Raw genomic sequence first — 13858 nt, 5'->3', positions numbered from 1 at the left:
GTTATCCCATTTAGGGCACAGGACTTTCATTGTCATCCTCTCCCAGCAGAGGAGGAAACGCATTGGCGGCCCATTGTTCCAAGCGCATTGCCGCGGCCTGACTGGCCACTGTCAGGGCGCGAGTCGGCCCTACGCCACGTTTCCATGCCAAGGCAAAGCTGGACAGAAACGCATCGCCCGCTCCGACGGTAGAACACACTGTCACCTTGCAAGCAGGCTGTACGTAATGCTGCCCCTGGAACAGCAAGACAGCTCCCTGTGCCCCCAAGGTAATCAACAAGGCTTGTTGCGCATGATGTTGCAGGCGGCTGGCCAGCGCACAGGCGTGCTGAACCGACAGGTCCAGTTGAATATCGGCGCCTTGAACACCGGCCAGCATTTGAGCCTCCACGGCATTCAGGCCCAACACATCGGCCTGCGCATAAACCTGCCTGAACCCCTGACCCTGATGCTGTAAGCAGGCCACACTGGGGTTGACTACCAAACAACTTGAATTGGCACTTTTTCCAGACAAAGCCTGTGCCAGGCTTTCCATCGGTTGCAGCGCCAAGGGGGCTACATAAACCAGATCGGCCAGCAGATCTTGCGCCTGCACACGCAAACAGGCATTCGCCCCACGACGGGCCAATACTGACGCACTACCAGACGGCTCGACCAGAACGATCGCTTTACCGGTTGGCTGATCGGGACAGAACTGGATACTGCCGACTGCCACCCCTAATTGTTCAAGATGCTCATGCAAACGAGCACCCAGGCCGTCCCGGCCCAACGCTCCCACGAGTCTGACCGTCTCGCCTTGGCCCATAAAACTCGCTGTCGCATTGAGTGCGCCTCCGCCAGGATACAGATCAATTGATCCCACCTCCTGCTTGTCACCACGCGCCAGCTCGGCCGGCATACCTGAAACCACAATATCAAGGGTAATACTGCCAATTGCTACAAGCTGCACCGTATACCTCGGCCATGAATAAGAAAGCGCCAATCTGCCTGGAGCAGTATACCCAGCCGCGGCCTCTCTTGGTCCAGGATAGAAAATCAGATCTGCGCTTTCAGTCCGCTGCTGGCGCCACCCCAACCGGCCATGCCCAGAGCCATAAAACCAGCTTGCTTTCATGGCGTAGACTGACGCATAAAAATCTAGCCCAAGATAAAAAGTCGTGCTAAATTACTGTTCATCCATACAGCAAAAAAGAAGCATCATGTCCTATACCATCACTTTGCACGACGCTCCTTCCGATATCACTGAACGCGGCCGCCGCGAGGCTGAGGAGCGATTTCGCCGCAGCTTAGAAAAAGTCATGCAAGGCCCAGAGGCCGTGGTCCAGGCCTACCGTGCCTGGCAACTGGCGGAAGAAACCGCAGAGACCGAATTGTCTGGAGAAGATATTGCCTTGGCCAAGAAATGGATCGCTGCCGCCACGCGCGCCATGAGCGATGGTTTTCGTGATTTGGGTGAATCAGAAGCGTATTTTGAAGTTCGTATTGAGCGCTGACCCACGGCCATTTACGACACCCGGGCAATTCAAGCGATGAAGCACGGCTGGAACGCGGCGCATCACTACAAACAGGCTTGCCCCCAAGTCAGGCCACACATTTGATATCAAAAACATAAAAGCCAGCAATTTGCTGGCTTTTTAATATCAAACATTACGATTGCGGCGATGGATGGTCCCGGCGCATCAATTCCCATTCTTCAATCACGCTGCCATCAGGCAAGGTACACATACCCACTTGCCCTGCCGCCGTCTGCACTATATCGAGGCGCCCTCCTTTTTCCACACAATAGGCCGAAGCGGGATTGGCCATACCGAGGGCAGGCGGGTTGGCTGGCTGATTTGCACAGGCGGACAAGACGCTGACCAGTCCCAGGATTCCCCATTTTTTCATCATGTTCTCCGGATAAGTTCTGCCGTGCAGTGTACTGCGCAACGTCTAATGGTCGGGCGCAAAGGTTGAGCCTGACACGGGGTGGACAATGCTGTCCCAATGCTGGCAGTACACCGAACGATGCTCTCCGTCCGACACCCGGTGACAATCCATACCAACCTGAGCCTTGCCATTCACAAAAGGAAAGGCAAAATCATAGCGGGCGGGGACCCAGATCCTTAGGGCCTCGTCGTGAAAGCCCATCTTCCCGTCATGCACAAAACGCGCCAAACCTTCTTCGAAATAATCCGGGCCATTATCGTAAATAAAGGGTCGCAACAGCGCTTCACCGCGATGATTCACATAAACCCAGCCGTGCTCATCTTGAATCAGGCGCTGACTGTATGCAGACGTACCAAACGTGAAGGTCAAAAGCAGAAACAAGGCTTGAATCCAGAATAGCCCTTCTGCCCGCAGGCCTGCCTGCACGCGACGGACGATAGTACAAATCGCCCCCGCCATGCACAGCGGCATTTCAGTCCTGGCGCTTGTATGCTTCAAACGAGATGATTCCGTCAGTGTCCTGCGGCGTTTTTCCATACTGGTAGCCACCTGATACGCTTATCTCGGTAAAGCCGACCTGCTCCAGCGCCATCCGCATCTCCTGTACCCCCCACCAGCGCAGCGAAAACTGCTCCAGCTGGGTTTCCAGCAAAACACCATGTTCCCAGAGCTCATAGCGATGCATTTCCCGCGTAAGCTGCGCGCAATAATCCTTTTCCAAGGGGGTCGCATTGAGGGTAATCAAGCCGTGTGGCGGGGCCGACCAAGTCCGCAAACCGGGCTGCACATTGACAATAGCGGCCACCGGGTCCAGATCCAGCAATAAACGTCCACCCACCTTCAAACTGGCATGAAAACGGCGCAAGGCCAGCAAACCCTGCTCAAAGGAGTCCAGCAGTTGAAAAGAGCCGGCCGGCACCACAATCGCCTCCACAGGACGATCGACGCGGTAATCCGTAAACCCCGCCAACTCCAGTCGCGCCGTCAAGGAGCGAAGCTCCAGCTCTCGCTGGCAGTAATCCAGCATTTCCTGAGAGATATCAAAGCCACTGACATCGAGCCCGGCCTGTAACAAGGGGATGAGCATGCGACCTGTACCGACTGCCGGCTCCAGAACAGGTCCGCTTACACCGCGCAAGCGCTCCAGATAATACTCAACATCTCCAAAAGAACGTCCTACCGGCTTGTCCAGGTGATACACCAAGGAAGCCAACTTTCCATAGCGATTATTCATCATGGTTCTACATGTACCTATTTATGCTGCTCAACAGCCTGAACACGCATTTCAGCGCCTTCCACCGCCAAGACCACTACGACAGCGCCCTGCTCCAGACTCTGGCTCGCGGTAGCACTGTAATAACTATCGTTAAGCCGAATACGACCTCGGCCATTCACAAAACCTTCGCTCACCTGCGCACGCGCCCCGACATAGGCACTCAAGCCAGTGTTGAGCATGTCGGGTTGATTCGCCCGGCTGCGCCGTTGCCACCGTACGCCCACGACCACCCAGCCAATCATCGCAAGCGCCAAAATCACCCATTGCAACCACACGGGAGCATGGGGCCAGGCGGCTGAAAACAAGCCCACGGTCAGAGCCCCCAACCCCAGCCAAAGCAGATAGACGCCGGAGATGACAACCTCGGCGGCAATCAGGACAAGGCCTGATACCAACCATATCCAAAAGGAATCGAAAATAAACGCCACGATCACCTCCTTCCGCCCTGCGCTTAACCCTGGCCCGAGTGACCAGCGGTGGACTTTAACAGCTCTGCGACGCCGGCGACGGCACCGGTGATGCCGCTGGCCTCCAACGGCATCAATACCAGCTTGCTATTGGGGCCATTGCCTACGTCCCGCAACGCTTCCACATACTTCAGGCCCACAAAGTACTGCAAAGCCTGTACGTCCCCACTTTTGATTGCCTCCGATACCTCGCGGGTGGCACGCGCTTCCGCCTCGGCCTCACGCTCACGCGCCTCGGCCCGTAGAATTGCCGACTGCTTTTCACCCTCGGCACGCAGCACAGCAGCCTGCTTTTCCCCTTCAGCCTGCAGGACCTCGGCTTCTTTCTGCCCGCTGGCCTTGGTCACTACCGCACGGCGATGACGTTCCGCCGTCATTTGCAAATTCATGGCTTCCTGCAATTCCGGCGCCATGTTCAAGTCACGAATCTCAACACGTGTCACTTTCACGCCCCAAGGTGTCGTCGCTGCATCCACCGCTGCCAGCAGGCGATCGTTGATCACTTCGCGATTGGACAGCATGTGATCCAGTTCCATCGAACCCAGAACCGAACGCAGGTTGGTGGTGGTCAGATTCACAATCGCCATTTCCAGGTGATCAATTTCATAGGCTGCCTGAGCCGCATTGTCGATGCGATAAAACACCACACCATCGGCGGTAACGGCCACGTTATCGCGAGAAATCACGTTTTGCGACGGCACATCCAGCACGGATTCCATCATTTTGAGTTTTCTGCCGACACGGTCCATAAACGGAACCAATAAAGACAGGCCCGGCGTCAGCGTACGGGTATAGCGACCAAAGCGTTCCACCGTCCATTGCTGCCCCTGAGGCACTACTTTGACTCCGGCCATCACCACGACCACCGCCAAAAACGCCAACATCACTACAAAGGTAAAGGAGCCACTCATGTCGTCACCCTCTCCAAGAACAAAGCTGAAAAAGCAATTCTAGCCCAGCCTCAATGACAGCTCAGCGAAAGAACGTCATTGCGCGGCCCTTTCCGTTGACGGCATCCAGCCACGTTATCAAACCCGACAAACAGGCCAGCACGCGTAAAACAGGTGGACGCGGAAAAAATTCTGCCTTGGACACACAGGAAGCGGGTCGACACCACTGAGCGGCATTAATTCAAAATGTCGTACAAGCGGAAAATCCACAGCCCTTTATAAAGCAGCGTCAACACAACTAAAGCGGCCTGGTAACGTTGGCTGGGCACGACCATCGCGATCAACCCCATGACGATAAATACCGTTTGCTGCAAGGGATACTCCAGTCCCAGACTGAGAAAATAGGCCTCTCCCTTGATGGCAGTGTCGATCAAATCCATGATCTGGATGAGTACAAAAATACCGTAGAACGAACGCCGCCGAGTCTGGAAGTAATCCTCAAAGCCCCGATACTCCTGCAGGCTGGAAGGAAAGAGCAAGGAGGCCATGATGGCAAACACGCAGGTATACAGAATCAGGAAAAAATACAGCGGAAAGGACCAGACTTGCACTTTGACCAGGCTGAACTCATACCACCAAAAATGGATAATCGTCAGAAACAGGTACAGCACCCACCCCATATGAATGGGGTAGATGCGTTTGGCTTTGGGATGCTGAATGAACTCGGAGACGCCCACAATCAGACGGGAAATGCTGATCCCCAGCACCATACCGATAATGATGCGAACGTGGACAAAATGCTCGGGGTGGATCAACTCTGGCGGCATGGCTTGTCCTTGCAAAGTGACAAATCCTGGCCCACATTAACAGAGTCGTTTCGGGGCTCCAAGCGCGTACTTTCCCGCTATGAGCTCTGACATTTACGCGATTGTCCTGCGTCCCCTCATCGAACACTGACGGCTCTGTTGACGAAGAGACGGAAGGCGCTCGATCCGCAAGACGGTCCCAGCCTGCTAGAGATCAGCCTTAGAGCTGCGGCTGCCCGGCTTGCCCGACAAAACATCCAGACCATCTACCATGGTGATGATTTCATAAGGCGTGGCGCTGCGATTGGTATAAACCAAGACGCAACGCTCGTCTGCTTTGCCCGCCAGCTGATAGTTTTTCTGCCCCAGGCTGCTGAAAATCGTCAAAAGCGTGTCGTGCCCTTGTTAAGCGCGAGTATTCCTCGCCTCCCTGCACTTGTGACATCAGCAAATTTCTAAATTGAAATCGTCCGTATCAGGCAAAATTCGTAAGGGAGCAAACCAAATCTTTCGAACAGGCCTAGTATGAACCTCATTCCTCTTTAAGGAGCCACACACATGGATATTCAGAACTTACCTTTTTGCACCGTCAACTGGTCCGACATTAACCCTACAGAGCACAAAGGCGAAACCGGCATGGCCCTGTGGCGTACCCAGCAGTTTGGCCCCATTCGTGTACGCATGGTGGAATACAGCCCCGGTTACCTGGCCGATCACTGGTGTGTCAAAGGCCATATGCTGCTGTGTCTGGAGGGCGAATTGGACACCGAGCTGCAAGACGGGCGCCGCTTCACGTTAAGGGCGGGGCAGTCCTACCATGTGGCTGATAATGCCGAGCCACATCGTTCCTCCACCCAGACAGGCGCCAAACTCTACATTGTGGATTAAGGCCTGTTACTCGCGACGTTGGAGGACTGCGAGATGACCGCCAGTGTGCCGATCGTATTGGCCGCTGTTCTGCCGGACATCTTGATGCAGGGCATCAGCGACATGGGGGTACGCTGATCGTAGGCCCGTTCTAGCCCCACTTCAATCCCGGTAAAAAAGTTTTTGTCACCACGAGTCTGATGACAGATATCAGGGAAACCGCAACGGGTATTGGCAGCCTGCCTTGGGCGCTGGTTTACCAACGCGCCCATCGCGAACGTAGGCTAGACCGGGGCCGATGTTTGCCTTCCTCGCCGACCTGACCGCCAGGCTGAATTGATGACTGCCTTGTAGGAACATGCGGGCGAGCAACCCAAGGCTGGGACGGCCTGACTTAAGCCAACGCCCATTGCCCCAGCAACACGATGCCTCGCAGAACCAGTGCCGCCGCAAATATCCAGATGTGTCCGAACACGAATCCAAACGTTGCCCAGCCCGCGGCTCCACTCACTTGTCTGGCTGAAAACTCCATTCTTATGGCGATGACCAACAAGACCACTTCCAGACCAATCGCGGCCGGTACGACCCAATCCCAGGGAAAGGACAGCAAGTAAACAAACCCCACAAAAGCCGCTCCCAGGCCGGTCATCCAGGAAGCGACACTAAGCAGATCGCTCATATAGGCCCGATTTGAATTATTCATTACACCCTTTGCCCACATCCACGCTTAACAAACCAGGGCCAAACGCCTTGGTCCATTCCCTCAGGCGCTATCTTACAAGTTAATGGCCGCACAGAGATGCCTGAGCTGTTTAATGCCTTTGCTACTGGCCCAGGTGACAGGCACCGGTTCGTCGATGACCGAGGGGATGAGCTGAGGCCGCTGTTTCCACTCAGACACTGCAACGGTGATTACTGATAAATACGGAGACCCAACCATTGCTTGAAATAAAACGCATTAAAGCGCGATCCATAGAAGCCCAGAAAACAACTCGAAAATAGCCACAGCAGATAAAATGATCTTTATGCAAAATAACAGCATGCATAAAAAAAGCCGCCCAAAGGCGGCCTGGCGGGCAAAAGACTCCGTTTTTAATGAGTGTTTATAGTGAATCGTGTTTATTCGGAAAATCACCGGGCCAGTTCATCGGTATATCGTTCATCCTCACCTCCTGCTGCTTGGTTAATAGTGAAAGCGTAGAACGAATTTTCATCCTATCAAAAAGAAACCAAATCGCAAGCGTCTTTCATACTACCTAGTGTTTTCCCTGCATCAATGCACATCCAGGAAAAAACAGGGGCCGCGCGTTGCCCTGTCAGTCTGTTTGTTTGTTTGTTTGCATATTTTCTCTGCAAACCAAAAACAGTCAAAAAAACAAGAGTGTAGGGATAAGGATGTAAAAAGGAAAAAAAAGCGCTCGTGCGAGCGCTTTCTTGGCCAAGCTCAATGCAGATGTTATGAACGTCTGGCCATGGCAAGGATCAAACCAAAGCCAATCATCATGCTGCCACTGATACGATTCACCCAACGCAGCCCCTGCGCATGCTGCAGCACCCCGGACAGCCGCGTACCCACATACGCGTAGGCGGCGATCGCAATCACCTCCAGCAACAAGAAAATCACGCCCTGAATCATAAAACTGGTCCAGTAATTATTCATGTCCACAAACTGTGGAAAAAAGGCCGTAAAGATCAGGATTGCCTTAGGGTTGCCAATCGCCACCAAAAACTCCTGACGTGCCAGCCCCCGGATATCCGTTTTGCCCAGCTCTAGCTGCTCTGTGGATGCCCTGCCATTGGCACGCAAAAGCTTGATGCCCAGCCAGATGAGGTAGGCCGCGCCGACAAACTTGACGACGGTAAACGCCGTTTCAGAGACCATCAGCAAGCTTCCCATCCCCAGCGCTGCCACCACAATCATGATCGCGAAAGCAAGCAGGCGTCCCATAGCCGCGACCAGGGCCGTAGACACCCCCTGCTTGGCACCCACGGTCATGGACAAGAGATTATTGGGCCCAAAAGCCATGTTCAAGGCAAAGCAGGCGGGCAGAAACAGCAAGACACTACTGGCATTCATGATGGGACGGACTCCATAGACAATGCCAGCACTTCCTTCGGAAGTGCTGGCATTGGTGGACTGACAAAGACGGGTTCAAACCTGATACCGGCGCCCCCTTGAAAGAGGACCTGTTAGCACAAGTAAGTATAACGACGCTCCCCCAATCCAACAGGCTGCCAGCCGATAGCGACCAGGAAGGCCGTTTTAGGAACGGCCTGGCAAACCCTCAGAACTAACCTGCTACGGCATTCATGGCTAGCCGCGAACTACTGCGCAACGAGGCCAAAAACACGAGAAAGGCCAGCATGGCAAGAACGCCCGGTACCGCAAAAGCCATAAAATTCATTTGCAAGGGCAAGTTGGCTGCCATCAGAGTCCCCCCCAGAAAAGGTCCTGCAATCGCACCCAGACGCCCCACTCCCGACGCCCAGCCCAGACCCGTGGAACGCATGGACAGCGGGTAGAATTGCGCCGCATTCGCATACAGCAGAATTTGCGTGCCTATCGTCGTCGCCCCGGCGATCACGATCAGCAAATACAGGAGCAAAGTCGGGCTTTTGAAACCCAGCAGCGTAATTGAGACCGCTGACACCAGAAAGAACCATGCCACCACCTTGGGCAAGCTGAACCGATCTCCCAGCCAGCCGCCCAAAATGGCACCGAACATCCCCCCCAGATTCAGCGCCACCAAGAAAGACAGGCTGGAGCCCAGGCTGTAACCGGCATTGGCCATCAGTTTAGGCAACCAGGAACCCAGTGCATAAACCATCAGCAAACAGCAGAAAAACGCTAGCCAGATCATCAAGGTGCCCAGCAAACGCCCATCTTTGAGCAGATCCAGCATAGGCACGCCCGCTTTTTTCGGCTCATTCAAGGTCAACACTGTCTGCTTTGACACCTCCATTTCCGGCGCCAGTTTCTGCACAATCGCCCGTGCCTTGTCTTCTTGTCCCTGGCGCATCAGAAACGCCAGCGACTCGGGCAGTTTCCAGACAATCAAAGGCAGCAGCAACAACGGTATGGCCGCACAGAAAAACATGGACTGCCAGCCAAAGCGCGGCAGCATATAGATGCCGATCGCCGCCGACAAAAGGCCACCCAATGAATAGCCACTGAACATGATCGCCACCAAGGTGCTGCGCGACCGCTTGGGCGAATACTCATTCATCAAGGCCACGGCATTGGGCATCAAGCCCCCGCAGCCCAAGCCAGCCAGAAAGCGATACACACCAAACTCGGTCGGTGAGGATGCAAAACCATTGAAAAATGTGGCCAGACTGAACAAGGTAAAGCAAAGGGTGACCCCCTTTTTGCGGCCAATCCGATCAGCCAGGGGCCCGAACACAAACGCGCCGAACATCATGCCAAACAAGGCGTAGCTGCCCAAGGCACCAGCCTGTACCGGAGTCAGATTCCACTCGTCCATCAGCACCGGCAAGACCACGCCATAAATGAACAGGTCATAGCCATCAAACACCAGCAGCAACGCACACAGGCTCATCACCAGCCAGTGATAAGATCCAAAACGGGCCTGCTCAATGACTTCATTCACTTCTATTGTTTTCATGATTTGTCTCCCCCAATATGGAGTTTCTGTCTTGATGCCATTCGCTCTACAAGCCGCACGCATCGCTTGATCAGCCCTGGTCGCCACCTCCTACTGGCAAGACAGTGCCGGTAATGTACGAAGCCTCGTCCGAGGCCAAAAACAAAATGCTGGCAGCCTGCTCATCCAGGCTGCCGTAACGCTTCATCAAACTGCTCGCTACGGTCTGATCCACAATCTGCTGATACCAGATCGCTTCTTGAGGATCTTCGTGATTCTGGGTATTGCGGGGAATGCGCCGTGGCGGTGCCTCGGTCCCACCGGGCGAGACGGCATTGACCCGAATGCCGCGCTGGGCATTCTCAAAAGCCAATGAGGCGGTCAAGGCATTGACCCCGCCTTTGGCTGCGGCATAAGGCACGCGGTTGATGCTGCGGGTGGCAATCGAGGACACATTCACAATGGCCCCGCTACCCTGCGCTTGCATGCTGGGTAAAACGGCATGACAGGACCACAGCGTTGGAAACAGGGAGCGACGGATCTCGGCCTCAATCTGCCCGGGTGTGTAATGCTCATAAGGACGCGTCCAGATCGTTCCTCCGACGTTATTGATCAAAATATCAATACGCCCCCACTTATCCAGCGCCGCCCGGGCCGCGGCCTGAGCACCTTCAACGCTTTCCAGATCCGCTTCCAGCGTCAAGACCGACTCGCAGGCCAGTTCCCGCACCAGCTCCGAGCGATCGACTGCCAGCACCCAGGCCCCTTCGGCCTGCAGGCGCTCGGCAACGCGACGGCCAATACCTTGGGCCGCACCCGTCACAATGGCCACTTTTTGATAAAAACGCGCAGGCGCAGTCATGATTTTTCCTTGTAAGGGTCAAGCAGCACAGGACGCCCCGCAAAGGAGGCGCTGCCTGCCTACATTGCTTGGCTGGTAATGAATTTTTCGTAGTAAAAATTCGCGGGAGCATGGGCTTGCGCATCAATGAACTGGCTGACTGCGTCCACCATGGGCGGCGGCCCGCACAGGTAAACATCCACCTGCCCCTCATGCCAATGTGCCAAATCCAAATGCTGGGTAACGTAGCCTTTGCGCTCGTGGCGGGATTTCGGGTCCACCACGCAGGTGGTGTAACTGAATCCCGGCAATCGCTGGGTATAGGACTCCAGCTCTGCCAGCATCACCAGATCCTGATCACGGGTGACGCCATAGACCAGATGCACAGGCTGCGTACAGCCTTGCCGGACCAATGCTTCAAGCATGGATAAAAACGGCGCCAGGCCCGTTCCGCCGGCCAGAAACAGCAAGGGACGAGTTACCTGCCGCAGATAAAAACTGCCTAAAGGACCAGTCATTTCTACCTGCTGTCCTAGCGGCTGTGCAGCCAGCCAGGAACTCATCAGGCCACCCGGAACCTGCTTGATCAAGAAGCTCAAACGCGACTCGCCCGGCGCAGAGCTGAAGGAATAGGAGCGATGCGCCTGCCCGCCGGGCACCGTGATATTCACGTACTGCCCCGGCAGAAACGGCAAGGCTTTGTCGGCCGCATCAATCTTCAGCTCGTAAGCCGCGTCCTCATACTGACGGCATTCCGATACCTGCCCCTGCCACTTGGCCACGGCGGTCTTGCACACACCCGATGAAATCGGCACGGTAATCACGCAGTCTGATTTGGGAATCATCTGGCAAGTCAGCACCAAACCTTTGTCCGCTTCTTCCTGCGTCAGGGCATCTTCGATATAGTCGTCGCCCTGCTCATACTCCCCACTTTCAGCCTGGCACTTACAAGTGCCACACACTCCGTCCGAACAATCCATAGGCAGATTGATCTGATGGCGATACGCGGCATCCAGTACTTTTTCGTGTTCACCACAGTCCACAAAACGGGTGACGCCGTCCTCAAAATTCAGCGCAATACGATAGCTATTCACGACGTTCCCCGCTTTAAATGTGATACACATCAATCACTTGACGGATGTAGTCATTCTTGAGCACTACCTTCTTTTGCTCGATCACCCAGCCCTGCTCCTGAGGCGACAAGGTCAGGTAAATCGTGCCAAAGAACTGATCTGTCACGCGATAGCGATGGTTCAGCGTTAAAAAGTTATAGCGAACGTCCACCTGCCCGTCGCGCTCGGCCAGAATCTCAATATTGCTCAGCATGTGAGCAGTACGTGGCTCGGGCGTGGAGGCGCCAGAACGCTCGGTCTTGATGCGGAACACCCGATCTTCCAGACCGTTGCGGTTGGGATAAAAGATCAAGGAAATCTCGCTATGCGGGTCTTCGGTCAATTGATCATCATCATCCCAGCAAGGCATCCAGTACTGGGCGTTGGGGCTATAGCATTCCAGCCATTCATCCCACTGGCGATCATCCAGCAAGCGGGCTTCGCGATACAGGAAAGCGCAAATAGAGTGATAGCTTGCGTTCATGGCTTAGACCTCCCCGTTTTCTGCTTGCAACGCCTGGCTCATGGTCTTGGCCCAGTACTCGTGCTGGCAGACAAATAAGCCTTCATCCTCGCTACGCCCGCCGCTGATCAAGGGCTTCATGCCCATGGCGGTGGCATTGTCATCCGGCCCTTCCACCCACAAGGGAGCGCCTCGGCTCAAATCATTCCAGGGGGCTGCCAAACCGGCATAGCCCTCCTGACAGGCGCGGAACTCTTCCAGATCGTCCGCCGTTCCCATGCCCGACACGTTAAAAAAGTCCTCGTATTGACGGATACGGATCGCACGCTGCTCGGCACTCTCGCCTTTGGGAGCAAAGCAATAGATCGTGACCTCTGTCTTGTCCACGCTGATCGGGCGCGTTACCCGAATCTGAGTGGAGAACTGGTCCATCAGATATACGTTCGGGTATAAACACAGATTACGTGTCTGGTTAACGATGAGCTCGGCTCGTTTCTCGCCCAAACGCTGTTTCAGTTCCTCGCGATGCTCATAGACCGGACGCACGGTTGGATTCATGGTCTTGGTCCACAGCAGAATATGGCCGTAATCAAAGCCATACACACCGCCCAGGCTTTTGCTCCAGCCATTCGCATCCACCGCTTGCGTCCCACCCTCTTTGCGACGACCCATCGTGGCTGCGTAATTCCAGTGCACGCTGCTCACGTGATAGCCGTCAGCGCCGTTTTCCATCTGCAGCTTCCAGTTGCCGTCGTACATGTAGGAAGAGTTGCCGCGCAGCACTTCCAGCCCCTCCGGGGCCTGGTCCACGATCTGGTCGATAATGACTTTGGTTTCACCCAGATAGTCATCCAGGGACACCACATCCGGATTCAGGCTGCCGAACAGAAAACCGCGATAGTTCTCAAAACGCGCCACCCGCGTCAGGTCATGGGAGCCATTGCTATTGAACTGCTCGGGATACTGGGTGCTTTTCTCATCTTTCACCTTGAGCAGCTTGCCGCTGTTATTGAAAGTCCAGCCATGAAAAGGACAGGTAAAACTGCCCTTGTTGCCGTGCTTGCGACGGCACAGCATGGCCCCACGATGCGCGCAGGCATTGATGAACGCATTCAGTCCGCCATCTTTGCCGCGTGTCAGAAACACAGGTTGGCGTCCGATATAAGTCGTGAAGTAGTCATTGACCTCGGGCAGCTGACTTTCATGGGCCAGATAGACCCAATTACCTTCAAAAATATGTTTCATCTCCAGCTCGAACAAATCAGGGTTCGTGAAGATGTCACGACGACAGCGGTACACGCCGGATTCTTTGTTTTCTTCCAGGGCAGTATCCAGCAAGTGTCTGATATCTTTGGTTTTATCCATAAGGACTGACATGATGTGGCCTTTATGAGAGTTGCAGCCGTCCCTGCCCATGCCCCGAGAGACATAGCAAGCACGCGTGATAAAAAGAGAAATCGCGCCGGATCGAAATCCGGCAGGCTCATGACAGCGTGCAAGTGAGTCTGCACCGAGCCTGTTTCACACCCGACTGGAACGCTGTCGGGCGGCTGACGCTCAGCCCGCTAGATTGACACCAAGGGCTGTTCTGCATGACTTTCA

Annotated in this window: 17 protein-coding genes; 2 read left to right on the top strand and 15 right to left on the bottom strand. The window is 54.8% G+C overall.

Features of this window, described 5'->3' with window-relative positions:
• Nucleotides 1-10 precede the first annotated feature (10 nt).
• Complete coding sequence (locus tag VF694_RS10375) at nt 11-949, bottom strand: carbohydrate kinase family protein (RefSeq protein WP_157784334.1); 939 nt, start codon at nt 947-949, stop codon at nt 11-13.
• A gap of 250 nt (nt 950-1199) precedes the next feature.
• On the opposite strand from VF694_RS10375, the gene VF694_RS10370 reads away from it, so the two are divergent.
• Nucleotides 1200-1493, top strand: coding sequence for a hypothetical protein (locus tag VF694_RS10370; RefSeq protein ID WP_003800394.1), 294 nt, complete (start codon nt 1200-1202; stop codon nt 1491-1493).
• Between the two features lie 154 nt (nt 1494-1647).
• On the opposite strand, the gene VF694_RS10365 is transcribed toward VF694_RS10370, so the two are convergent.
• The 7 genes from VF694_RS10365 to VF694_RS10335 form a co-directional block, all read right to left on the bottom strand.
• Nucleotides 1648-1887, bottom strand: coding sequence for a putative hemolysin (locus tag VF694_RS10365; protein ID WP_003800396.1), 240 nt, complete (start codon nt 1885-1887; stop codon nt 1648-1650).
• Nucleotides 1888-1932: 45 nt separating this feature from the next.
• Nucleotides 1933-2427 (bottom strand): WG repeat-containing protein, encoded by a 495-nt coding sequence (locus VF694_RS10360; RefSeq protein ID WP_336579560.1) that lies wholly within the window; start codon nt 2425-2427, stop codon nt 1933-1935.
• Complete coding sequence (locus VF694_RS10355) at nt 2402-3166, bottom strand: class I SAM-dependent methyltransferase (protein ID WP_100214776.1); 765 nt, start codon at nt 3164-3166, stop codon at nt 2402-2404. The genes VF694_RS10360 and VF694_RS10355 overlap by 26 nt, the downstream gene beginning before the upstream one ends.
• 14 nt (nt 3167-3180) lie before the next feature.
• Entirely contained in the window at nt 3181-3633 is a 453-nt protein-coding gene (locus VF694_RS10350) for an NfeD family protein (RefSeq protein WP_003800402.1), read from the bottom strand.
• A gap of 23 nt (nt 3634-3656) precedes the next feature.
• Entirely contained in the window at nt 3657-4583 is a 927-nt protein-coding gene (locus tag VF694_RS10345) for an SPFH domain-containing protein (RefSeq protein WP_003800403.1), read from the bottom strand.
• A gap of 215 nt (nt 4584-4798) precedes the next feature.
• Entirely contained in the window at nt 4799-5389 is a 591-nt protein-coding gene (locus VF694_RS10340) for a hypothetical protein (RefSeq protein WP_235587628.1), read from the bottom strand.
• Between the two features lie 186 nt (nt 5390-5575).
• Complete coding sequence (locus VF694_RS10335; protein WP_059317685.1) at nt 5576-5755, bottom strand: hypothetical protein; 180 nt, start codon at nt 5753-5755, stop codon at nt 5576-5578.
• A 171-nt stretch (nt 5756-5926) separates the two neighbouring features.
• Here VF694_RS10335 and VF694_RS10330 point away from each other — a divergent pair, with 171 nt between their 5' ends.
• Entirely contained in the window at nt 5927-6256 is a 330-nt protein-coding gene (locus VF694_RS10330) for a DHCW motif cupin fold protein (RefSeq protein WP_003800408.1), read from the top strand.
• A 373-nt stretch (nt 6257-6629) separates the two neighbouring features.
• Here VF694_RS10330 and VF694_RS10325 read toward each other — a convergent pair whose 3' ends face one another.
• The 7 genes from VF694_RS10325 to VF694_RS10295 all read right to left on the bottom strand — a co-directional run bounded on the left by VF694_RS10325 (nt 6630) and on the right by VF694_RS10295 (nt 13633).
• Entirely contained in the window at nt 6630-6938 is a 309-nt protein-coding gene (locus tag VF694_RS10325; RefSeq protein WP_131071681.1) for a hypothetical protein, read from the bottom strand.
• Between the two features lie 753 nt (nt 6939-7691).
• The gene (locus tag VF694_RS10320) at nt 7692-8312 is read right to left on the bottom strand and encodes a LysE family translocator (protein WP_003800412.1); all 621 of its coding nucleotides are present in this window, start codon (nt 8310-8312) and stop codon (nt 7692-7694) included.
• 214 nt (nt 8313-8526) lie between these two features.
• Nucleotides 8527-9861, bottom strand: coding sequence for an MFS transporter (locus VF694_RS10315; protein WP_003800414.1), 1335 nt, complete (start codon nt 9859-9861; stop codon nt 8527-8529).
• A gap of 70 nt (nt 9862-9931) precedes the next feature.
• Nucleotides 9932-10702 (bottom strand): 1,6-dihydroxycyclohexa-2,4-diene-1-carboxylate dehydrogenase, encoded by a 771-nt coding sequence (locus VF694_RS10310; protein WP_003800416.1) that lies wholly within the window; start codon nt 10700-10702, stop codon nt 9932-9934.
• A gap of 59 nt (nt 10703-10761) precedes the next feature.
• Nucleotides 10762-11775, bottom strand: a complete 1014-nt coding sequence (gene benC / locus VF694_RS10305; protein WP_440164291.1) for a benzoate 1,2-dioxygenase electron transfer component BenC — start codon at nt 11773-11775, stop codon at nt 10762-10764.
• 13 nt (nt 11776-11788) lie between these two features.
• The gene (benB, locus tag VF694_RS10300) at nt 11789-12277 is read right to left on the bottom strand and encodes a benzoate 1,2-dioxygenase small subunit (RefSeq protein WP_003800422.1); all 489 of its coding nucleotides are present in this window, start codon (nt 12275-12277) and stop codon (nt 11789-11791) included.
• Between the two features lie 3 nt (nt 12278-12280).
• On the bottom strand, nt 12281-13633 hold the full coding sequence (locus tag VF694_RS10295) for a Rieske 2Fe-2S domain-containing protein (RefSeq protein ID WP_003800424.1): 1353 nt from the start codon (nt 13631-13633) through the stop codon (nt 12281-12283).
• Between the last annotated feature and the right edge of the window lie 225 nt (nt 13634-13858).

Source organism: Alcaligenes sp. Lyrl_28 (assembly GCF_051948705.1).
GTDB lineage: Bacteria > Pseudomonadota > Gammaproteobacteria > Burkholderiales > Burkholderiaceae_B > Alcaligenes > Alcaligenes ammonioxydans.
This window is presented reverse-complemented; position numbering and strand designations above follow the sequence as displayed.

Coding starts and splice junctions, on each gene's coding strand:
- VF694_RS10370 (WP_003800394.1), top strand. CDS start 1,200: ATGTCCTATACCATCACTTTGCACGACGCTCCTTCCGATATCACTGAA.
- VF694_RS10365 (WP_003800396.1), bottom strand. CDS start 1,887: ATGAAAAAATGGGGAATCCTGGGACTGGTCAGCGTCTTGTCCGCCTGT.
- VF694_RS10355 (WP_100214776.1), bottom strand. CDS start 3,166: ATGATGAATAATCGCTATGGAAAGTTGGCTTCCTTGGTGTATCACCTG.
- VF694_RS10345 (WP_003800403.1), bottom strand. CDS start 4,583: ATGAGTGGCTCCTTTACCTTTGTAGTGATGTTGGCGTTTTTGGCGGTG.
- VF694_RS10340 (WP_235587628.1), bottom strand. CDS start 5,389: ATGCCGCCAGAGTTGATCCACCCCGAGCATTTTGTCCACGTTCGCATC.
- VF694_RS10330 (WP_003800408.1), top strand. CDS start 5,927: ATGGATATTCAGAACTTACCTTTTTGCACCGTCAACTGGTCCGACATT.
- VF694_RS10325 (WP_131071681.1), bottom strand. CDS start 6,938: ATGAATAATTCAAATCGGGCCTATATGAGCGATCTGCTTAGTGTCGCT.
- VF694_RS10320 (WP_003800412.1), bottom strand. CDS start 8,312: ATGAATGCCAGTAGTGTCTTGCTGTTTCTGCCCGCCTGCTTTGCCTTG.
- VF694_RS10315 (WP_003800414.1), bottom strand. CDS start 9,861: ATGAAAACAATAGAAGTGAATGAAGTCATTGAGCAGGCCCGTTTTGGA.
- VF694_RS10310 (WP_003800416.1), bottom strand. CDS start 10,702: ATGACTGCGCCTGCGCGTTTTTATCAAAAAGTGGCCATTGTGACGGGT.
- benB (WP_003800422.1), bottom strand. CDS start 12,277: ATGAACGCAAGCTATCACTCTATTTGCGCTTTCCTGTATCGCGAAGCC.
- VF694_RS10295 (WP_003800424.1), bottom strand. CDS start 13,633: ATGTCAGTCCTTATGGATAAAACCAAAGATATCAGACACTTGCTGGAT.